This is a genomic window from Lawsonibacter faecis (assembly GCF_014287675.1).
In the GTDB taxonomy this organism is placed as follows: domain Bacteria; phylum Bacillota; class Clostridia; order Oscillospirales; family Oscillospiraceae; genus Pseudoflavonifractor; species Pseudoflavonifractor faecis.
Genome location: NZ_JACOPQ010000004.1, coordinates 12,562 through 32,726 on the forward strand (window position 1 = coordinate 12,562; position 20,165 = coordinate 32,726).

The 20,165-nt window shown below is 62.4% G+C and carries 19 protein-coding genes; 12 read left to right on the plus strand and 7 right to left on the minus strand.

The features are described 5' to 3' along the window. Positions 1-33: 33 nt before the first annotated feature. The gene (hydA, locus tag H8S62_RS05915; RefSeq protein WP_155151305.1) at positions 34-1,416 is read left to right on the plus strand and encodes a dihydropyrimidinase; all 1,383 of its coding nucleotides are present in this window, start codon (positions 34-36) and stop codon (positions 1,414-1,416) included. 136 nt (positions 1,417-1,552) lie between these two features. Further along, positions 1,553-2,122, plus strand: a complete 570-nt coding sequence (locus H8S62_RS05920; RefSeq protein WP_243141964.1) for a nucleotidyltransferase family protein — start codon at positions 1,553-1,555, stop codon at positions 2,120-2,122. Between the two features lie 537 nt (positions 2,123-2,659). On the opposite strand, the gene H8S62_RS18320 is transcribed toward H8S62_RS05920, so the two are convergent. Together H8S62_RS18320 and tadA are read right to left on the minus strand one after the other, a co-directional pair. Next, the gene (locus H8S62_RS18320; RefSeq protein WP_256285871.1) at positions 2,660-2,788 is read right to left on the minus strand and encodes a hypothetical protein; all 129 of its coding nucleotides are present in this window, start codon (positions 2,786-2,788) and stop codon (positions 2,660-2,662) included. A gap of 63 nt (positions 2,789-2,851) precedes the next feature. After that, positions 2,852-3,316: a tRNA adenosine(34) deaminase TadA gene (tadA, locus tag H8S62_RS05925; RefSeq protein ID WP_155150523.1), complete on the minus strand. Its 465-nt coding sequence runs from the start codon at positions 3,314-3,316 to the stop codon at positions 2,852-2,854. 135 nt (positions 3,317-3,451) lie between these two features. Between tadA and H8S62_RS05930 the strand changes: the two genes are divergently transcribed. The 6 genes from H8S62_RS05930 (at position 3,452) to H8S62_RS05955 (ending at position 8,310) form a co-directional block, all read left to right on the plus strand. Continuing rightward, entirely contained in the window at positions 3,452-4,009 is a 558-nt protein-coding gene (locus H8S62_RS05930; protein ID WP_341481025.1) for a manganese efflux pump MntP, read from the plus strand. Positions 4,010-4,043: 34 nt separating this feature from the next. Beyond that, the gene (yqeC, locus tag H8S62_RS05935; RefSeq protein ID WP_186918771.1) at positions 4,044-4,763 is read left to right on the plus strand and encodes a selenium cofactor biosynthesis protein YqeC; all 720 of its coding nucleotides are present in this window, start codon (positions 4,044-4,046) and stop codon (positions 4,761-4,763) included. Then, complete coding sequence (yqeB, locus tag H8S62_RS05940) at positions 4,751-5,551, plus strand: selenium-dependent molybdenum cofactor biosynthesis protein YqeB (protein WP_155150529.1); 801 nt, start codon at positions 4,751-4,753, stop codon at positions 5,549-5,551. The genes yqeC and yqeB overlap by 13 nt, the downstream gene beginning before the upstream one ends. Before the next feature lie 229 nt (positions 5,552-5,780). Then, on the plus strand, positions 5,781-6,536 hold the full coding sequence (locus tag H8S62_RS05945; RefSeq protein WP_186918772.1) for an XdhC family protein: 756 nt from the start codon (positions 5,781-5,783) through the stop codon (positions 6,534-6,536). A 34-nt stretch (positions 6,537-6,570) separates the two neighbouring features. After that, the gene (locus H8S62_RS05950) at positions 6,571-6,822 is read left to right on the plus strand and encodes a thioredoxin family protein (RefSeq protein ID WP_279233779.1); all 252 of its coding nucleotides are present in this window, start codon (positions 6,571-6,573) and stop codon (positions 6,820-6,822) included. Between the two features lie 180 nt (positions 6,823-7,002). Continuing rightward, complete coding sequence (locus H8S62_RS05955; protein WP_186918774.1) at positions 7,003-8,310, plus strand: alpha-amylase family glycosyl hydrolase; 1,308 nt, start codon at positions 7,003-7,005, stop codon at positions 8,308-8,310. Positions 8,311-9,094: 784 nt separating this feature from the next. Here the strand turns inward: H8S62_RS05955 and H8S62_RS05960 are convergent. The 5 genes from H8S62_RS05960 to H8S62_RS05980 form a co-directional block, all read right to left on the minus strand. Then, a complete protein-coding gene (locus H8S62_RS05960; RefSeq protein WP_155150539.1) occupies positions 9,095-10,081 on the minus strand; it encodes an ABC transporter permease in 987 nt (328 codons plus the stop codon). Then, positions 10,074-11,183 (minus strand): ABC transporter permease subunit, encoded by a 1,110-nt coding sequence (locus H8S62_RS05965; protein WP_173023924.1) that lies wholly within the window; start codon positions 11,181-11,183, stop codon positions 10,074-10,076. The genes H8S62_RS05960 and H8S62_RS05965 overlap by 8 nt, the downstream gene beginning before the upstream one ends. Beyond that, positions 11,180-12,802: an ABC transporter ATP-binding protein gene (locus H8S62_RS05970; RefSeq protein WP_186918775.1), complete on the minus strand. Its 1,623-nt coding sequence runs from the start codon at positions 12,800-12,802 to the stop codon at positions 11,180-11,182. The genes H8S62_RS05965 and H8S62_RS05970 overlap by 4 nt, the downstream gene beginning before the upstream one ends. A gap of 666 nt (positions 12,803-13,468) precedes the next feature. Next, on the minus strand, positions 13,469-14,722 hold the full coding sequence (locus H8S62_RS05975) for a BMP family ABC transporter substrate-binding protein (RefSeq protein ID WP_155150545.1): 1,254 nt from the start codon (positions 14,720-14,722) through the stop codon (positions 13,469-13,471). A 482-nt stretch (positions 14,723-15,204) separates the two neighbouring features. Next, entirely contained in the window at positions 15,205-15,777 is a 573-nt protein-coding gene (locus tag H8S62_RS05980) for a xanthine phosphoribosyltransferase (protein ID WP_155150548.1), read from the minus strand. 301 nt (positions 15,778-16,078) lie between these two features. Between H8S62_RS05980 and H8S62_RS05985 the strand changes: the two genes are divergently transcribed. The 4 genes from H8S62_RS05985 (at position 16,079) to H8S62_RS06000 (ending at position 20,112) form a co-directional block, all read left to right on the plus strand. Further along, entirely contained in the window at positions 16,079-16,531 is a 453-nt protein-coding gene (locus H8S62_RS05985) for a hypothetical protein (RefSeq protein ID WP_186918776.1), read from the plus strand. Positions 16,532-16,604: 73 nt separating this feature from the next. Next, positions 16,605-18,269: a glycosyl hydrolase family 18 protein gene (locus H8S62_RS05990; RefSeq protein ID WP_186918777.1), complete on the plus strand. Its 1,665-nt coding sequence runs from the start codon at positions 16,605-16,607 to the stop codon at positions 18,267-18,269. Positions 18,270-18,332: 63 nt separating this feature from the next. Then, positions 18,333-19,202, plus strand: a complete 870-nt coding sequence (locus H8S62_RS05995; RefSeq protein WP_341481026.1) for a YitT family protein — start codon at positions 18,333-18,335, stop codon at positions 19,200-19,202. A gap of 208 nt (positions 19,203-19,410) precedes the next feature. Next, entirely contained in the window at positions 19,411-20,112 is a 702-nt protein-coding gene (locus tag H8S62_RS06000; protein ID WP_155150556.1) for an ABC transporter ATP-binding protein, read from the plus strand. Positions 20,113-20,165 lie beyond the last annotated feature (53 nt).

Consider the following 20,165-nt stretch of genomic DNA (forward strand, 5'->3'; position numbering starts at 1 on the left):
GCCTTAAACTCATCAATCTATCGGAGGTGCATCATGTCCACACTGATTCAAAACGGCACCCTGGTCCTCCCCACCGGCCTTACCAAGGCCGACCTGCGCATTGCGGACGGGAAAATTACCGAGATTGGCCCCTGCCTTCCCCTTGGGGACAGCGCGCCGGTGGATGCGGCGGGTAAACTCATTTTTCCCGGCTTCATCGACACCCACACCCATTTTGAGATGAACAAGGGCCTTCCCAACGAGACTGCAGACGACTGGGTAACCGGCACCAGGGCCGCCGTTGTGGGGGGCACCACCTGCGTGCTGGACTTCGCCGAGCCGCTGCGGGGCTGCTCCCTGGCCTCCGCGCTGGATACCTGGCACGGCCGTGCGGACGGCAGAGCCTCCTGCCACTACAGCTTCCATATGACCATCAAGGACTGGGACCCGCGCATCCGGGCCGAGCTGAAGGACATGACAGCCGCGGGAATCACCTCTTACAAGGTCTATCTGGCCTATGACAACCTCCGGGTCTCCGACGCCGCCGCCTACGAGGTCATCCGCGCGGTGGGGGAGGAGGGCGGCGTGCTGGGCTGCCACTGTGAGAACGGCGACCTGGTCACCGAGGGCATCAGGGCGCAAAAAGCCGCCGGGCACATGGGCCCCTCGGCCCACCCCCGCTCCCGTCCCCCTCTGGTGGAGGCCGAGGCCATTGACCGCTGGCTCTCCATCGCGGAGCTGGCCGGGTACCCGGTGAACATCGTCCATCTCTCTACCCGGCGGGGGCTGGAGGTGGCCCGGGCTGCCCGCAGCCGGGGCCAGGAGCTGTATATTGAGAGCTGTCCACAATACTTTCTGTTGAATGAAAGCAAATATCAACTCCCCGGATTTGAATCCGCCAAATTTGTCCTTTCGCCCCCCCTCCGCGCCGCCGCCGACAACGCCGCCCTCTGGGAGGCTCTGGCCGCCGGCGAGGTGGATACCATGGGCACCGACCACTGCTCCTTCGACTACGACGGCGTGAAGACCCTGGGGCGGGACGACTTCTCCAAAATTCCCAACGGGATGCCCGGCGTGGAGCACCGACCGGTGCTGATGTACACGGCGGGAGTGGCCGCAGGCCGCATTACGGCGGTGGACATGGCCCGGGTCCTGGCGGAAAACCCCGCCCGGCTCTTCGGCATGTATCCCCATAAGGGCGTGCTGGCCGTGGGGAGCGACGCGGACATCGTGGTCTGGGACCCCGCCGCCCGCTGGACCATCTCCGTGGAGAACCAGACCCAGAACGTGGACTACACCCCCTATGAGGGCTGCAGCGTCCAGGGCCGGGCCGAGTCCGTCTACCTCAGCGGCGAGCGCGTCGTTGAGGGCGGCAGGCTGGTCCGGGAAAACCGGGGCGGCTTCGTCCGCCGGGGCAGCGCCCAGTTCTGGCGGTAGCGCTCAAGCCTCTCACCCTTTATCATGGGAGGCGCCGCCCCACAGGTACGGCGCGCCCCTTCGCAGGTGCGGCCTTTGTCGTGCGCTCCCGCTCCACGCCCCTTTTTACTCTTTACGTCCAAAGGAGTTGTCCACCATGCGCGTCGGTCTCATCCTCATGGCCTCGGGCTTCGCTTCCCGGTTCGGGGCAAATAAGCTCCTGGCGGAGGTGGACGGCACACCCCTCATCCGCCGGGCCATGGCCGCCTACCCGCCCGGACTGTTCCAATGTGCGGCGGTGGTCAGCCAGTACCCCGAGATCCTCTCCCTGGCGGAGGAACGGGGCTATACGGCCGTCCCCAACCCGGCAGCGGCGGAGGGCATCTCCTCCAGCATCCGCCTGGGTCTCGCGGCCCTGGTCGGCACCGACGCCGCACTCTTTGCCGTCAGCGACCAGCCCTGGCTCACTGTGGAGAGCGTCCAGAGGGTCCTCTCCGCACCGGAGGCCGCGTCCGGCAGTATCATCGCCCTCTCCTGGCGGGGCCGCAAGGGCAACCCCTGCCTCTTTCCCAGGGAATTTTACGGCGAGCTCTCCGCCCTCACCGGCGACCGGGGCGGCGGCGCGGTCATCCGCGCCCACCCGGACCGCCTCCTCCTGGTGGAGGCCGGAACGGAGCGGGAGCTGCTGGACGTGGACACACAGGCCGACCTCCCGCCCCGTGAATAAATTAAAACGCGGGACAAAACCGTTGGTTTTGTCCCGCGTTTTTTAGCGGCTGAAGGCCTCATATGAGGCCTGTCGGGGCAGCTGCCCAGCGTCTCCCGCGCCCGGCCCTCCCCCCGGACAACGACAAAGGCCGGACGCCCGCTCCTGGCGTCCGGCCTCAGCCGAAGGAAAGAGGATACAATGAAATGAAAAGAAACTGTCTCTTGCAGGTATTATCATAACCGAGAGATGTTAACAGAGAAAGTGAAAGATGTTACAAGAGCTTTAAATCTTTCATCTTTTATGTAAAGTTGCCGTAACGTACCCTCCGCGCTGTAAAAAAGCCGCGAAACGTGGACATGGCAGCGGCTTGCGCCGCTGCCATGTCCGAAGGATTGGAGGATAGAATGAAAAGAAGTCGCTGTCTCTTGCAAGTATTATGTTACCAGGAGACTGTTACAAATGTAAGCTTCAATTGTTACAAATGATTTAAATATAAAAAGTTATCCCCATCCCGCACGTCGAATGGGGATAACTTTTGTCTTTTGTACCGATTCGTCATTCGGTAATGGGTTTTGCCTTCTCTTTGGTCCGCTTTGCCCTGCCCTGGAGCTCTGGAACGGGGGGAACGTCGTTCCGGGGCTGGGTGTGGGTCACCTCGGGGCGCTTCATGCCCTGCTTTGCCATCTTTCTCACCTCAGGAGCAGTTTTCCCCCAAAATGGACCTTTTATTCTAGAAACAGCAGGCAGCTAACTGTTTTTCTTCCGCTTGTCCCGTATTTTTTGAAAAAAAACCTGCAAGAGCGCGCCGCACTCCTCCTCCAGAATGCCGCCCACCAGCCGTGGCTTATGATTGAACCGCTCCTCAAAGAGGTTGACGACCGACCCGCAGGCCCCGGCCTTGTCGTCCCGCGCGCCGTAGTAGACCTCGGGAATACGGGCGTTGATAATCCCCCCGGCGCACATGGGGCAGGGCTCCAGGGTCACATACATCCGCGCCTTGTGCAGGCGCCAGCCGCCCAGGGTCCGGTTGGCCTCCTGAATGGCCTGGAGCTCCGCGTGGGCCAGCGCGTCGCGGTCCTCCTCCCGGCGGTTGCGTCCTCTGCCCACGATTTCCCCCTCCCAGACAATCACACAGCCCACGGGAACCTCCCCCGCCTCCATAGCCTCCTCTGCCAGGGCCAGGGCCTGGCGCATATAGTACTCGTGGTCCATAGGGGCCTCCTCTGTGCAAGCATCGCCGCCCCGCAAGGGGCGGCTTATATTTGAAGTCATTTTATCCATTTTTCTCATGTTGCGCAAGGGAGTAGCATAAATTCCTGATATGTGTTATTATCTGGGGGTAGTGTTGTGCTGGAAATATTATTCATTGCGGTCAGTTTGGCCATGGATGCGTTCGCGGTCTCGGTGTCCAGCGGCATCTCGGTGCGGGGCTTCTCCTGGCGCCAGGCGGTGAAGCTGGGCATTTGGTTCGGCGCGTTCCAGTTCGCCATGCCCCTGCTGGGCTGGTTTGCGGGCAGCAGCATCAGCGCATACATCGTGGCGGTTGACCACTACATTGCCTTCGGCCTGCTGGCCTTTATCGGCGGGCGGATGGTATGGGAGGCGCTGAGCAGCCCCTGCGGCGTGGAGCCCGGCCCCACGGAGCTGTCCGCCCGGCGTCTGGCAGGTCTGGCCCTGGCCACCAGCATCGACGCGCTGGCGGTAGGGGTCTCGATGGCGTTTATTGAAGTGGATATCCTGCTGGCGGCGGGTATTATCGGCCTGGTTGCCTTTACCTTTTCCATCCTGGGAGGACTGCTGGGCCGGCGGCTGGGCTGTCTCTTCCAGCGGCGGGCGGAGGTTCTGGGGGGACTGGTTCTGATCGGCATCGGCATTAAAATTTTATGGGAACATCTGAGTGTTTAATGCGTCTCCGGGACGCGTCGGGGGGTTAATACCAATGAATTTATGGGAAAGACTACGTCTGGACATGGACCGCCACCGGCTTCTCGCGCTGGTGGGCGGCGGCGGCAAGACCACCAATATGTACGCCCTGGCAAAGGAGGCCCGGGACGCGGGAAAAACGGTGGTGGTGACCACCACCACCCACATCATGCCCCATCCCTCCCTCTTCCTGGTGGACGAGTCCGACCCCGCCAGGCTGCGGGCGCTTTTGAAGACCTACGGCATTCTGACCGTGGGCCGGCTGGACCGGCGGGACAAGATGACGGGGGGCGACGTGGCCGCCTGCCTGGCCGCGGCGGACGTGGTGCTGGTGGAGGCCGACGGCGCGCGGCTTCATCCCCTGAAGGTCCCCGCCGACCATGAGCCGGTCATCCCGCCCGAGGCGGACGCGGTCATCGCCGTGGCGGGTATGGACAGCCTGGGGGGTAAGATCGGCGTGGTCTGTCACCGGCCGGAGAAGGTCTGCGACCTGCTGGACAAGCCTATGGACGCGCTGGTGGGTCCCGCCGACGTGGCGGCCATTCTCTCCAGCCCCAGGGGCGGGCGAAAGCATGTGGGAGAACACATGGCCTTCCGCTGTATTCTCAACAAGGCGGACGAGCCCGCCCGGCAGGCTCTGGCAGGCGAGGTTGCCGGGATACTGAAGGCCGGTGGGATTCCCACGGTCGTCACTTGTTATACGGAGGAGGAGCAGGGCGGATTATGCTGGTTTTAATTAAGGGCGCGGGAGATCTGGCCACAGGCACGGCCATCCGGCTGTACCGGGCGGGCTTCACCCTGGTGATGACGGACATTGAAAAGCCCACGGCCGTGCGGCGGACTGTGGCTTTCTGCCAGTGTATCTACGACGGCGCCGTCACCGTGGAGGGCATCACCGCCCGGCGGGCGGCGGACGCCGGGGAGGCCCGGAGAATTCTGGACCGGGGCGAGATCCCCGTTCTGGTGGACCCTGCGGCAGAGATCCGCGGGGAGATGAAGTTTGACGCCGTTGTGGACGCCATCCTGGCAAAGAAGAACATCGGTACAGCCATCGACGACGCTCCCATCGTGCTGGCTCTGGGCCCCGGCTTTACCGCCGGGGTGGACTGTCACGGCGTGGTGGAGACCATGCGGGGGCATGACCTGGGGCGGCTCCTCACCGAGGGCTCGGCCATCCCCAACACCGGCGTGCCGGGGGATATCGGAGGGTTCAGCAGGGAGCGGATCATCCGCGCCGGTGCGGACGGCCCCTTTGAACCGGTGGCCGAGATCGGCCAGACAGTGCGGAAGGGCGACGTGGTGGCCCGGGTAAACGGCGTGGAGACCGCCGCCCAGCTCGACGGCGTGGTCCGCGGGATGCTCCCCGCCGGGCTGGAGGTCTTTCAGGGCATGAAGTCCGGGGATATCGATCCCCGGTGCGAGGTGCGGCACTGCTTTACCATCTCCGACAAGGCCCGCGCCATTGGCGGCGGCGTGCTGGAGGGGCTGCTGTATTTTCAGAGGCGTAACCCCGCGGTCGGATAGCAGCAGGCCATGCGGGGCGGGATGTACCAAAGCCGCGTAAACGCTTGAACCTCTGCCGGGCGGTAACGCCGCTCACCGGGCGGGCCGTTGGCGGCGGCGCACTGCGATTGAGCCGGCGGGCTGCTTTTTTAAGTTTTTTGCTCCGTTTTCCCGAGCAGACAGGGGCTCGCAGCACATCAATGCCTGGCAAGGCGTGAAAAAGGCCTATTTGAATTAAACGGAGGATACTATGGAACGTCTTATTATCTGCGGCGGGGGACACGTGTCCCTGGCCCTGGCGCATATCGCGTCTATTCTGGAGTTTGACATCACCGTCGTCGACGACCGGGAGGAGTTCGCCAACCCGGAGCGCTTCCCCATGGTGGGGCAGACCCTCTGTATGCCCTTTTCCAAGGCGCTGGAGACGCTGGGCAGCCGCCCCGGCGACTACTACGTCATTGTCACCCGGGGTCACGCCTTTGACCGTGACTGCCTCGCTCAGGTCCTGCGGGGGCAGTACGCCTACGCGGGGATGATCGGCAGCAGACTCAAAATCAAGGCGGTTATGGACAGCCTTCTGTCCGAGGGCTTCCCCCAGGAGGTGCTGGACGCCGTCCACTCGCCCATCGGCATTAGGCTCGGCGGCCAGACCCCGGCGGAGGTGGCGGTGTCCATTGCCGCGGAGCTGGTGGCGGAGCGGGCACGGCTGGGGCCCGCAGTGGTGCCCGCTCCGGAAAAAGATCCCGGCGTGCTGGTGACCATCACCAGGAAGACCGGCTCCGCCCCCCGGGGCGAGGGCGCCTGGATGCTGGTCCGGCCCGACGGCTCCACCATCGGCACCATCGGCGGCGGCTCGGTGGAGTTCCAGGCCAGGAAGGACGCGCTGGAGCTCTGGGGGAATAACGGCGGGCCTCTGGAGAGAACCTATGATTTATCCCCCAAGGCGGCCCAGCTGGGCATGGTCTGCGGCGGAAAGATCGACGTAAAATTTGAGGTGCGGAGATAAGGAGAACCCCATGCAGGAGATTTTGATGTTTGTGATGGCAGGGTGCCCCCACTGCCGGCTGGCTCATAAACTTATGGACGAGCTGCTCGAGGAGCACCCCGGCTGGAAGGACATTCCCGTCCGGGTGGTGGACGAGCGCAGAGAGGCGGCCCTGGCCGACTCCTACGACTACTACTATGTCCCCTCCTACTATGTGAACGGCAAGAAGGTCCATGAGGGCCATGCGGAGAAGGCCGACGTGGAGGCCGTGTACCGCGCCGCCCTGGGTGAGACGGCCGGCGTGTAAAAAAACGGGCGCACTGCAAACCAGACGTTTTGCAGCGCGCTCTTTTTGATAGGCTCTTTCGGGGGGAGAGTTTTTCAAACGGTCCTTTTTAGACACTCGGGGCAAATCATCTATTGACTTCGCGGCCCCCTTCCCCCAAGATAAGGGAGTATCAAATCCAAGGGCAAAGGAGCAAACACCGTGTGGGCATATAACAGCGTATTTTATCAAATCTACCCCCTGGGCTTGTGCGGCGCGCCCCGTGAGAACGACGGCGCCACCGTCCATCGCATCCGCAGGGTCCTGGACTGGGGGGACCATCTGGAGCGGCTGGGCGTGGGGGCCGTGGTCTTTAACCCGATCTTCCAATCCGACTGCCACGGCTACGACACCCGGGACTACCTGACCCTGGACTGCCGCCTCGGCACCAACGAGGACTTTCGCGCGGTATGCGCCGACCTCCACCGGCGGGGTATCCGGGTGGTGCTGGACGGGGTCTTCAACCATGTGGGCCGGGGGTTCTGGGCCTTTCAGGACGTCGTCCGCAACCGGGAGAACAGCCCATACCGGGACTGGTTTTTCATCAACTTCGGCGGCAACTCGGGCTATAACGACGGCCTCTGGTACGAGGGCTGGGAGGGGCATTTTGAGCTGGTGAAGCTCAATCTGCGCAACCCACAGGTGACGGACTATCTCTTCTCCTGCATTGCCAAATGGGTGGAGGAGTTTGATATCGACGGCCTGCGGCTGGACGTGGCCTACTGCCTGGACGGTGATTTTCTCAAGGCCCTGCGGCGGTTCTGCGGCGGCCTCAAAAGCGATTTCTTCCTCTACGGCGAAATTCTGGGCGGGGACTACAGGCGCATACTGAACGGCGAGATGCTCCCCTCCTGCACCAATTACGAGTGCTTCAAGGGCCTTTGGTCCAGCTTCAACGACAAGAATCTTTTTGAAATCAACCACTCCCTGAGCCGGATGTTCTCCGACGACCTCTACGCCCTCTACCGGGGCAGCCACCTCTTCTCCTTCGCGGACAACCACGACGTAACGCGGCTGGCCAGCAATCTGAAGGACGGACGCTGCCTCCCCCTGGCCTACGCCGTGCTCTTTGCCATGCCGGGCGTGCCCTGCCTTTACTACGGCAGCGAGTGGGGCGTGAAGGGCGACAAGCGGGACGGGGACGCCGCCCTGCGGCCCTGTTTGGACGCGCCGGAGTGGAACGAGCTGACGAATCTAATCTCGGCCCTGACCCGGGCCAGGACGGGCAGCATGGCCCTGTGTCACGGCGGGTACCGTACGGTGGTTATCACCAACCGCCAGCTTGTCTTTCTCCGTGAGTATGAGGGGGAGCGTGCGCTGTGTGCGGTGAATCTGGACGACGCGCCCAGCACCGCCAATCTCGGCGGGTTCGCCGGAAGGGCCACGGATTTGATTTCCGGGGAAATGGTGGAACTGGCGCAGAATCAGATATTGGAGCCCTGCTCGGCAAAAATTTGGAGACTGGGGTAGAAACTGCGGCATATAGCCGACTTTGAAACGACCATGCGGCGTACTGCATTATTTACGAAAACGCATAAGAGGGGCGCGCGGTATAAGCCGCGCGCCCCTCACCTTTTATTCATTGCCGCCCTTCCCGGAAATATGCCAGTCCCAGGCTGTCGGGGGGCTGATTCCGTCCCCACGGGGCAGGCCCCGCGGGGGCCCCTTGATTTTATCTGCCCAGGCGAAATCAATCCGCCTGGCATCAAGGTTTGGCCCGCGGGCCAAACGCTTGGACGCCGCATCTGCGGCGGCTTATGCGCATTCGCGCGCGAAAATCAGTGGGAGGTATCTTCGTTGCACAAATTACCGCTCTTTCCGGAAATATGCCAGTCCCAGGCTGTTGGGCGGCTGATTCCGTCCCCACGGGGCAGGCCCCGCGGGGGCCCCTTGATTTTATCTGCCCAGGCGGAATCAATCCGCCTGGCATCAAGGTTTGGCCCGCGGGCCAAACGCTTGGACGCCGCACCTGCGGCGGCTTATGCGCATTCGCGCGCGAAAATCAGTGGGAGGTATCTTCGCTACACAAATTACCGCTCTTCCCGGAAATATGCCAGTCCCAGGCTGTTGGGCGGCTGATTCCGTCCCCACGGGGCAGGCCCCGCGGGGGCCCCTTGATTTTATCTGCTCAGGCGGAATCAATCCGCCTGGCATCAAGGTTTGGCCCGCGGGCCAAACGCTTGGACGCCGCACCTGCGGCGGCTTATGCGCATTCGCGCGCGAAAATCAGTGGGAGGTATCTTCGCTGCACAAATTACCGCTCTTCCCGGAAATATGCCAGTCCCAGGCTGTTGGGCGGCTGATTCTCGCGCTTTCTCCGCATACTGACAGCAATCAGGACAATTACCGTGGCAATATAGGGGAAGATGCTGTAAATCTGCGCGGGAATCCCCAGGTTGATGTAAAGCCGCATGATGGACAGCGCGCCGAAGACCAGGCTGCCGAGAATGGCGCGGGTGGGACTCCAGGTGGCGAAGATGACCAGGGCGACGGCAATCCACCCACGGCCGCCCACGCAGTTATGGACCCAGGTGCCGCCCACGCCGCTGGAGGCGTTCATGACGATATACAGCCCGCCAAGGCCGCAGATGCCGCCTCCCAAAACGGTGGCGAGGTATTTGTACGCCGTGACGTTGATGCCCGCCGCGTCGGCGGTGGCAGGGCTCTCGCCCACAGACCGGAGGTTCAGCCCCTTCCGGCTTCGGCCCAGAAACCAGGCCAGGAAGCCCGCCAGGAGAAGACCCAGCACCACCATAAAGTTCATGGACGCAAAGAAATCCCCCACGCCGCCGGCGCCCTTGAGCCCCATAATGCCGTTGTTGAAGGCGTCCACGGTGGGCTTGCCCACGGACATATAATTGCTGGCGTTGGTGCTGCCGATGGCCTCTCCGAAGAAGTTGGCGAAGCCGGTGCCGAAGATGGTGAGGGCCAGGCCGGTCACGTTCTGGTTGGCCCGGAGGGTGATGGTGAGCACACTGTAGAGAAACGCGCCGAAGGCGGCGCAGAGGAAGGCCAGAACAAGCCCCAGCAGCACGGCGATGATCTGGCTGGTTCCGCCGACCTGCTCATAGAAGTAGGGTCCGGCCAGGCCCCCCACGGCCCCCATGAACATCATACCCTCCACGCCCAGGTTCAGGTTGCCGGATTTCTCGGTAAGAATTTCGCCCAGTGTACCGAAGAGAAGCGGCACGCCCGCCAGGACGGCGGCGGTGAGGAAGCCTGCCAAATTAAAATCACCCATGGTGCGCCTCCCCCTTTCCACGGAAAATCAGCCGGTAGTTGATGAAGAATTCGCAGCCCAGCATAAAAAACAAGATGATGCCGGTGAGCACGTCGGCCATGGACTTGGGAATGCCGAAATTCGTCTGAATGGTGCCCGAACCCTTGGTGAGGACGGCCAGGAACGCCGCGATGAAGACCATGACGATGGGGTTGAGCTTGGCAAGCCACGCCACGGTGATGGCGGTGAAGCCCACGCCGCCGGCGGTGTTGGCGTTGAGGGTGTAGTCCGCGCCGGAGACCGTCATAAAGCCCACCACGCCCGCAATCGCGCCGGAGATGCACATGGTGCGTATAATAATTTTGGACACGTTCATGCCCGCGTACCGGGCGGTAGGCTCGCTCTCGCCCACCACGGAGATCTCATAGCCCTGCTTGGTGTACCGGAGGTAGAGGAACATCAGCACCACGAAAATGAGCACGATGATCCAGCCCGCGTGGACGCCGAAGACCTTGGGCAGCCGCGCCCCCTTGGCAAATTGGGCGATGATGGGAAAGCCCGTGCCCTTGGTGTCCTTCCAGGGGCCGTTCTGAAGATACTGCTCAATGCCCAGGGCAATATAATTGAGCATGAGGGTGAAAAGTGTCTCGTTGGTGCCCCATTTGGCCTTGAATACCGCGGGGATAAGTCCCCAGAAGGCCCCCGCTACCGCAGCGGCCAGGAACATGAGGAGCAGCAGGGGGACCTGGGGCAGCTTATCCGCCCAGAAGAGGGCGAAATAGGTGGCGGCGATGCCGCCGGCCAGAATCTGGCCCTCGGCGCCGATGTTCCAGAACTTCATCTTGAACGCCGGGGCGATGGCCAGGGCCGCCCCCAACAGGGGCACGGCAATCTTTACCGTCTCCTTCAGGCCCGTCTTGTTGCCCAGGGCGCCGCCGGCCATGTCGGCGTAGACCAGGAAGGGATTATGCCCCATGGCCAGGACGATGAGACCCCCGGCCACCAGGGCCAGGAGAATGGCGGCGGCTCGAATTGCCCAGGCCTGCCCCTTTGAGATGTCGGTGCGCTTGGCAATGCGGACCAGGGGCTCTCGGAGCGCGGCGGCTTTGACCTGGCTGCTCACTGGTCCTCCCCCCTCTCCGTCCGGCCCGCCTGCAAAACGGATACGGCGGACGCCTCGCGCCCGCCGGGCAGATGCGTCATCATCAGGCCGACCTCCTCCTTGGTGGTGCTCCGCCCGTCCACGATGCCGGAGATCTTGCCCCCGCAGAGGACCAGGATACGGTCGCACAGCTCCAGCAGCACGTCCAGGTCCTCACCCACCAGGAGGACCGCCACACCCTTCATCTTCTGCTCGTTGAGCAGGTGATAGATGGTGTAGGACGAGTTGATGTCCAGCCCCCGGACCGGGTAGGCGGTCATGAGCACCGTGGGGCTGGAGGCGATCTCCCGGCCCACCAGAACCTTCTGCACATTGCCGCCCGAGAGCTTGCGCACGGGGGTGCCGACGCCGGGAGTGACGATCTCCAGCTCTGAAATCAGGTCCTCGGCCAGCTTTTTTGGGGGCCTGCGATCCACCAGGGGGCCTCTGCCGTTTTTATAGGTCTTGAGCATCATGTTGTCCACCATGTCCATGCCCGCCACCAGGCCCATGCCCAGCCGGTCCTCGGGCACGAAGGCCAGGGAGACGCCGATTTTCTCGATCTGGGTGGGGTTCTTCCCCACCAGCTCCTCCCCGTCCCGTTTGACCGGTATATGCTTCCCGGCGATAGGCTCCTCCGACTCAGGCGGGAAATAGCGGATATGTGCCCCGGCCTGGGCCTTCTGCAGTCCGGCGATGGCCTCCAGCAGCTCCTTCTGGCCGCTGCCGGCGATGCCCGCGATGCCCAGGATCTCGCCGCCGAAGGCGGAGAAGGACACGCCGCTGAGCATTTTGACCCCCTCGCCGCTGAGGACGGTGAGGTTTTCCACCTCCAGGCGGAGATTGCGGTGTTCGGCCCGGGGTCGGTCGATGTCCAGGCTCACCGCCCGGCCCACCATCATGTCGGTAAGCCTCTGGGGGTCGGTCTCGGATGTATTGACGGTGCCGATGTATTTGCCCTTGCGCAGGACGGCCACCTTGTCGGAGATGTCCATCACCTCGTGGAGCTTGTGAGTGATGATGATGGCCTTGCCGTCGGCCTTCATATTGCGCAGGATGGCGAAGAGCTTGTCGGTCTCCTGGGGGGTGAGAACCGCGGTGGGCTCATCCAGAATGAGGATGTTGGCGCCCCGGTAGAGGACCTTGACGATCTCCACCGTCTGCTTTTGGGAGACCGACATATCATAGATCTTCTGGCCCGGGTCGATATCGAAGCCGTACTTTTCGCTGATGGCCTTGATGTCCCGGGCCACCGCCTTCCGGTCCAGCTTGCCCTGCCCCTTCAGACCCAGAATGATGTTCTCCGCCGCCGTCAGAACATCCACCAGCTTAAAGTGCTGGTGGATCATACCGATGCCCAGACCGAAGGCGTCCTTGGGGGAGCGGACGGTTACCGTCTTGCCGTCCACCTGAATCTCGCCGCTGTCGGGGAAATAGATGCCGGAGAGCATGTTCATCAGCGTGGTCTTGCCGCTGCCGTTCTCCCCCAGCAGGGCCAGGATCTCGCCCCAGTCCACATCCAGGCTGACGGCGTCGTTGGCCACCACCTCACCGAAGGTTTTGGTGATGTCTTTCAGTCGTATGGCCGTTCTTTCTTCCAAATCCCTCACCTCAATCGTCGGAGCAAGCTCCATATCCTTCGCCCGTTTCGCGGGGGAACGGGCTCCCTCATTGCGCTGCTCCTCCTCTCCCCACAAAGCCCCGATGGCTTCGCGGGGGCCCCATTGCCTGAGCAAGCTTCATATCCTTCGCCCGTTTCGCGGGGGAACGGGCTCTCTCATTGCGCTGCTCCTCCTCTCCCCACAAAGCCCCAGTGGCTTCGCGGGGGCCCCATTGCCTGAGCAAGCTCCATATCCTTCGCCCGTTTCGCGGGGGAACGGGCTCTCTCATTGCGCTGCTCCTCCTCTCCCCACAAAGCCCCAGTGGCTTCGCGGGGGCCCCATTGCCAGGGACGCGGTCTACGCGCCCCCACGATATTCGTTATATGGCCCGCGGGCGGCCAATGGCTGCATCCATCGCATGGGTGTACCCATTGTTCGTCCGCAGCACGGGGGAGAATGGGTGCCTGGCAGCTAAAATCGACGCCGCCTGCGCAGGGGAACTCAGCCGCACCCTTTTGTGACTGGGCCTCCGGAATATCTGCCCGGAGGCAAATTACATTCTGAAATAAATAGGGCGGGACTGCGGGAACCGCAGCCCCGCCCGGGGTAGCAAACCTAAAATCCTATCCGAATCGTAATATAAACGGGTCAGTATACTCTTCGGATTTACTTAATGGTGTTGGTGATGCCGTCAATAATCCAGCAGAAGGACGGCGCGGAAGCCTCGCCGCTCTCGTCGTAGAAGTCTCCCTCGGCCAAACTCCAGTCGGCAACCTTGTCGCCGGTGCTGGAGTCAAATTCATAGCCGTTCAGGGGGCCGGAGAAGACGTGGAAGTCCTCCTCCATAAACTTCTTCTCGGCGGCCTCGATGGCCTCCTGGGTGCCGGGCGCAATGATAGCCTCATTCAGGCGGCTGAGGTAGACTGCACCGTCCTTGAAGCCCTGGCACCAGTCGGTGGGGATCTCCTCGCCATTCATCATGCAGTTGAGGGCAAAGGTGTAGTACACGCCCCAGTCCACCCGGGCGGAGACCAGGCTGGCCTCGGGGGCGGCGTCGATCATGTCGGCGTTGTAGCCCACCTGGAAGGCGCCGGCGTTCTGGGCGGTGGTGGCGGGGGCGGTGGTGTCGGAGTGCTGGGAGATAACCCCGCAGCCGTTGTCAATCAGAGCCTTGGCCACCTGGGCCTCCAGAGCGGCATCGGACCAGGAGTTGGTGTACTGGACCTCCATGGTCACCTCGGGATAGACGCTCTTGGCGCCCAGATAGAAGGCGGTAAAGCCGGAGACCACCTCAGCGAAGGGGAACGCGCCCACGTAGCCCAGCTTGGGGTTATTGATCTCCTTGGCCTTCAGACCGGCGGCAATACCCGCCAGGTAGCGGGCCTCGAAGATCTTGGTGAAGTAGTTGTGGTCGTTGGTGTTCTCGGTCTGAGACGCCTGATAGCCGGTGGCGTGGCAGAACTGGATGTCCGGGTTCTCCTCCGCCAGGGGGATCATAAACTGCTCATGGCCGAAGCTGTTGCAGAAGATGATCTGGGCGCCGGCGTCAATGCACTCCTGGATGGCGGTGGTGCAGCCCGCGTCCTCTCCCACGTTGCGCTTGATGACAAGCTGGTCCTTGGAGAGGCCGCAGTTTGCAAGGGCCTCTTCCATGCCTACCATGTGGTTGTAGTTGTAACCGTTGTCGTTCTCCTCGCCGATCATCACCAGGCCGATTTTCAGGTCGGCGGCGGCGATGCCCGCGCCGGAGGGGGCGGGGGACTGACCGGCGTCGTCTGGGGTCGCGGGGGTGGTGGCCGGAGTGGAGCTGTCGGTGCCGGGGGCCGGGCTCTGTCCGCCCTCGCTGGGTTTGTCGCCGCAGGCGGCCAGGGCGAACACCATGGCGCCCGCCAGGAGCAGTGCAAGCAGTCTTTTCTTCATGTTCCGTTCCTCCTTATTCTGTTGGGCCGTTGCAAGAGGTACTATCATTTACGGTTTCAAAAACCGGAAATGCCTGCTTCCCTGCGCCGCAGACAGTATCTGAATCATCCGGCTGCTTTCGCCGGAAGCCGGGTCGTCCGGCTGATTCAGACACTCCCTCCAGGGGCGCTGACAGATCTATCCGCTCATCACAAAAGGCGCGAAACGCGCGCCTTTTGCCTGCGGCAGCAGGGGTGGTGCTGTGGTGCGCCCGGTAAACCGGCGCGCAGGTCTGCAATATTTTTACCGGAGGCCAGAATCGGCGGCCACGCTTACCTATGCGCCTAAGCTCGCGCTTCTCTGTCACGTTCGCTTTGGGCGCATCATCGGCGCGCTAAGGCGACATTCCGCCAAAAATGCCGCCGGGCCTTGCGGGGGACGGCCCGCCCTGTTTTTTGTCTCCGTGCCGTCTTAGCTTACCTATGCGCCTAAGCTCGCGCTTCTCAGCAGAACTCCACGCCGCCTTCGACGCTCATGCTCTTGATGCGGGCCAGGGACTCCACGCGCACGCCCATCTCTCGGATGAGGTCGCCGCCGGGCTGGAAGGCCTTCTCCACGCAGATACCCGCGCCCACCACGGTGGCGCCTGCGGCCTCCACCAGCTTGATGAGGCCCTGGAGGGCGCTGCCGTTGGCCAGAAAGTCGTCAATGAGGAGCACCCGGTCCTCGCTGTGCAAAAACTCCTTGGAGACGATGATATCGTAAACCTTTCCGTGGGTGAAGGACTCCACCTTGGAGGTGTACACGTCCCCGGCGATGTTCTTGGTCTTGTTCTTCTTGGCGAAGATGACCGGCACGTTAAAATACTGGGCGGCAATACAGGCGATGCCGATGCCGGAGGCCTCGATAGTCAAAATTTTTGTGACGTTCTGTCCTTCAAAGAGGCGGGCAAACTCCCTGCCAATCTCGCCGAAGAGCGCCACGTCCATCTGGTGGTTCAGGAAGCTGTCGACTTTCAGTACTCCGCCCTCGCGAATTTTTCCGTCCCTGCGGATCCGCTCCTCCAATAACTGCATATCCCGCTCTCCTGTCCTATCATTCTATATGTAAAAAAGATACCTTTTATTTTACAGGAAAAACACTTGTACTTCAATCAAGCATATTCTATCAAAAAAAACCGCCGCCGTCACCTGGTTTTATAAATTTTGTTACCGGCCATTTCCAGTAAAATCGTCAATTGGCTATTTTCTGCCAGTTGCGGGCCCCTGGTTTTTTGTCCCCCGGCCCCCTCCTCTCTTTTCATTCCGGCCCGACTGTGTTATGATGGCCGTGGATAATCCCGTCGGGCCACAACCCGCCCTCGGGGAGGTGCGTAAGTTGGAAAATCCGTTCGTGCGCCGCTTGGCCGTCTCCGTCGCCGCGCCGCCGGACGCCGTGCTGCGTGCGCTTAAGTCCCTGGCCTGGAACCGGGGTGAAAACGCTTTCGGATCTCAATCGTTTTTCTTTCGCATGCACTGTTCCCGGCACTACAGCAGCGCCGTCCGGGTGTCCGGCTCGGTGGAGCGCCGGGGGCCGGTCTGCATCGTCCGGGCCGAAATGCGTCTCTCGCCGGCCGATATCATCGGCGCCTGGGCGGTCTTTCTCCTCTTTGCGCCTGCCGCGTTCCTCTGCGGATATCTGGCCCTGACCCAGCCCTACGCGTCTCCGGTGCCCTGCTTCGCGGCAGGCGCCTTTCTCCTGCTGACCGCCCTTCTGCCCATGCCGCTGAAGCTGCGCTCCTGCGGGAGACGGCTGGACGCAAGGCTCAGGCTGCTGGAGCCGCCCATTTAGGCCGGCTGCTCGCTTTGCCTGTCTCACAATTCGAGAACCATTTCATTTTGTAAATTGAGAAACGGAGGTCCCTATGAAACGACGTATCCTCGCCGCCGCCCTGGCCGTCTGCCTGCTGCTGGCGGTCCCCGCGGCCGCCGCACCGGCCCAGAGCAGCTACCCCGACGTGCCTGAGGGCGACTGGTCCATTGAGTCCATTGAAAAGGCCAGAGAATACGGCCTCATGCAGGGCGGCAGCGACGGCGGCTTCGGCTTTAATAAAGATATGACCCGGGGCGAATTCGTCACCGTCCTCCGGCGGATGTTCGGCTGGGAGGAGGCCAAGCCCGAGGCCCCCTCCTTCTCCGACGTGAAGAGCGGCGACTGGTTTTACTCGGCCGTGGAGGCGGCCCTGGTGCACGGCGCCATCGACGCGGGCCTGTACTTCAACCCCAAGGACCCCATCAGCCGCCAGGACATGGCGGTGATGCTGATCCGCGCCCTGGGCTATCAGCCCCTGGCCGCCGCAAAGGAAAGCGCCGCGCTTCCCTTTGACGATGTGGCCGAAAACCGGGGGTACATCGCCCTGGCCTACTCCATGGGCGTCATCAGCGGCATCCCCCAGGGCGGCAAGCTCCTCTTCCAGCCCACCAAGACCTCCACCCGGCAGGAGACCGCCGCCATGCTGGTGCGCACCTATGAGCGGTACACCTCCAAGACCTCCTGGCTCCACGGGTTTTACGCCCAGGGGTCTTACGGTCAGATCGCCTGCGCCGACTCCATGGACGGCGTATCCCTGGGCTGGAGCCGCATCAGCGTGGACCCGGAGAAGGGGCCCTATCTCAACCAGTCCTCCAAGAGCGGCAACGAATGGGCCGTTCCTCAGCAGTCGGAGCTGGCCACCGGCCATCTGACGGACAATAAGGTGCCCTATAATCTCTCGGTCTACGCCTCCGCCTCCGATAAACTGACCCTGGGCGGGACCTCCACCTCCTCGGCGGCTGCGGCCATCTCCACTGCGGAGAGCCGCACCCAGACCGTGGAGGCCATTGTGGATGCGGCGGCGGACTACGCCGGCGTGACCATCGACTTTGAGAACCTCCGCGACGCGCTGAAAGAGCCCTTCACCGCCTTTATGACCCAGCTGCGCGCCGCACTTCCCGCGGGCAAGACCCTCTTCGTCTGTGTCCAGCCCCTGGACTGGTTTGAGGGGTATGATTACCGCACACTGGGGAACCTTTGCGACAAGGTGATCCTCATGGCCCACGACTACCACGACCGCAGCCTCCCCGCCGGCTGGGTGGGCACAGGCCAGATTACCAATCCGCCCGCGCCTCTTAATAAGGTATACGACGCTCTGGCCGCCATTACCGACCCAAATACCGGCGTGGCCGACCGCTCCAAGATCGCCCTGGCCATCTCCTTCACCAGCGTGGGGCTGAAGCTGGACAAGGACGGCAAGCTGGCCGAGACCACCATCTACTCCCCCGCCCCCGACACCATCGTGGGGCGCCTGCGCCAGTCGGACACCGTCCGGGGCTGGGACGACACCGCCGCCACCCCCTACGCGGACTACACCGCCGAGGGCGACCGCTACCGCCTCTGGTATGAGGACGCGAGGAGCGTCAGCGCCAAGATGCAGCTGGCCCGGATGTTCGGCGTGGGCGGCGTATCCCTCTGGCGGCTGGGGACCATCCCCAACTACGGCGACGCGGGGCTGGATTACGACGTGTGGAGCGCCGTGCTGGCCGCGGAGTAATATTGTTTCCCGGGCCCCTCTCCTCAGGGAGGCCCCGACAGTAAGTTTGTGGAGTTGATTTTTGTGCAGGAGGCACTTAAGCACAAGCGCCTTGCCCAGGAGCTTCTGCTGATGACCCTGGGCACCGCCCTGGTCTCCGTGGGCGTCTATTTCTTTAAGTTTCCCAACCATTTCTCCATGGGCGGCGTATCCGGCCTCTCGGTGCTGCTGGGCGAGGTGGTCCGTATCCCCTGGCTCTCTCCGTCCACCTTCAACACCATTATCAACACCCTCTTCCTGGTGCTGGGCTTCATCTTTCTCAACAAGGGCTTCGGCTTCAAAACGGTGTACTGCTCCCTGCTCTACGCGGGACTGATCCAGGTGTTTGAGGTCCTGATTCCCTTGGCCCGGCCCCTCACCAGCAACAAAATGCTGGAGGCCTTCTTTGCCATCATCCTGCCCGCCCTGGGCTCGGGCATCCTCTTCAATATCAACGCCTCCACCGGCGGCACCGACATCGCCGCCATGATACTGCAGAAGTTTTCCGGCCTGGACGTGGGCCGGGCGCTGCTCATCTCCGACGTGCTCATCGCCGGGGCCGCACTCTTTATCTTCGACATTGAGACCGGCCTCTTCTCCCTGCTGGGCCTGGTGCTCAAGTCGGTGCTGGTGGACAGCGTCATCGAGTCCCTCAACCGGCGCAAGAGCTTTAATATCATCACCTCCCGTCCCCAAATTGTCTGCGACTATATCACCAAGCAGCTCAACCGGGGCGCCACCGTCTGGGAGGGCCAGGGGGCCTATACCCACCAGACTCACTGGGTGGTGCTCACCGTCCTCACCCGGGGCCAGGCCGTTGTCCTGCGCCGCTACCTCAAGGAGGAGGACCCCACCGCGTTCATGCTGGTGTCCAATACCAGCGAAATCTTCGGCAAGGGATTTCTTCGGGCTTAGGGACAGATTCCGCCCTCCGCCCCGCCGCTGCTGACCGATTCGTCATAACACATCTCTTAAGCGCCCTGTGAACCACACAGGGCGCTTTTTATATCATTTGCCGCCCCCAGATAATAGACAATTCCACCCATCTTTGTTTCTTGCAACCACCCATAAATGCTCTATAATAAGGATAGCGCACAAACAATACGCGGGAGGCGGGACGCTCATGGCCTATATCTCACTGGAGCACGTGGTCAAGCGGTACAAAATGGGCGAGGTCGTAATTACGGCGGTGAGCGACATCTCCTTTGAAATAGAAAAGGGCGAATTCGCCATCATTGTGGGCCCCTCGGGCGCGGGCAAGACCACGGTTTTAAATATTCTGGGCGGCATGGACGAGAGCGACGAGGGCGCCATCCTGGTGGACGGCGCCCAGGTGGACCGCTACTCCTCCAAGCAGCTCACCACCTACCGCCGGTACGACATCGGCTTTGTCTTCCAGTTCTATAATCTGGTGCAAAATCTGACGGCCCTGGAGAATGTGGAGCTGGCGGCGCAGATCTGCCGCGAGCCGCTGGACGCCGCCGACGTGCTGCGCCACGTGGGCCTGGGCGAGCGGATGAACAACTTTCCCGGCCAGCTCTCCGGCGGCGAGCAGCAGCGGGTGGCCATCGCCCGGGCGCTGGCCAAGAACCCCAAGCTCCTCCTCTGCGACGAGCCCACCGGCGCGCTGGACTATGTGACCGGCAAGCAGATTTTAAAGCTGCTCCAGGACACCTGCCGTCTCCAGGGCATGACGGTGGTGGTCATCACCCACAACACCGCCCTCACCCCCATGGCCGACCGGGTCATCCACATCAAAAACGGTACCGTGGCGGATATCGAGCGCAACTCAAACCCCACCCCCGTGGAGGAGATCGAGTGGTAGTGCAAAAGGGTCCGTGAGGCGCGGGAAGGCGGTCCGGCTTGTACGGCAGCCGG

Excerpts from the sequence above, each read along its gene's own strand:
- tadA (WP_155150523.1), bottom strand. The coding sequence starts at position 3,316 with ATGGACCACGAGTACTATATGCGCCAGGCCCTGGCCCTGGCAGAGGAG.
- H8S62_RS05950 (WP_279233779.1), top strand. The coding sequence starts at position 6,571 with ATGGCAGGGTGCCCCCACTGCCGGCTGGCTCATAAACTTATGGACGAG.
- H8S62_RS05960 (WP_155150539.1), bottom strand. The coding sequence starts at position 10,081 with ATGGGTGATTTTAATTTGGCAGGCTTCCTCACCGCCGCCGTCCTGGCG.
- H8S62_RS05975 (WP_155150545.1), bottom strand. The coding sequence starts at position 14,722 with ATGAAGAAAAGACTGCTTGCACTGCTCCTGGCGGGCGCCATGGTGTTC.
- H8S62_RS05920 (WP_243141964.1), top strand. The coding sequence starts at position 1,553 with ATGCGCGTCGGTCTCATCCTCATGGCCTCGGGCTTCGCTTCCCGGTTC.
- H8S62_RS06000 (WP_155150556.1), top strand. The coding sequence starts at position 19,411 with ATGGCCTATATCTCACTGGAGCACGTGGTCAAGCGGTACAAAATGGGC.
- H8S62_RS18320 (WP_256285871.1), bottom strand. The coding sequence starts at position 2,788 with ATGGCAAAGCAGGGCATGAAGCGCCCCGAGGTGACCCACACCCAGCCC.
- yqeC (WP_186918771.1), top strand. The coding sequence starts at position 4,044 with ATGAATTTATGGGAAAGACTACGTCTGGACATGGACCGCCACCGGCTT.
- yqeB (WP_155150529.1), top strand. The coding sequence starts at position 4,751 with ATGCTGGTTTTAATTAAGGGCGCGGGAGATCTGGCCACAGGCACGGCC.
- H8S62_RS05945 (WP_186918772.1), top strand. The coding sequence starts at position 5,781 with ATGGAACGTCTTATTATCTGCGGCGGGGGACACGTGTCCCTGGCCCTG.
- hydA (WP_155151305.1), top strand. The coding sequence starts at position 34 with ATGTCCACACTGATTCAAAACGGCACCCTGGTCCTCCCCACCGGCCTT.
- H8S62_RS05990 (WP_186918777.1), top strand. The coding sequence starts at position 16,605 with ATGAAACGACGTATCCTCGCCGCCGCCCTGGCCGTCTGCCTGCTGCTG.
- H8S62_RS05980 (WP_155150548.1), bottom strand. The coding sequence starts at position 15,777 with ATGCAGTTATTGGAGGAGCGGATCCGCAGGGACGGAAAAATTCGCGAG.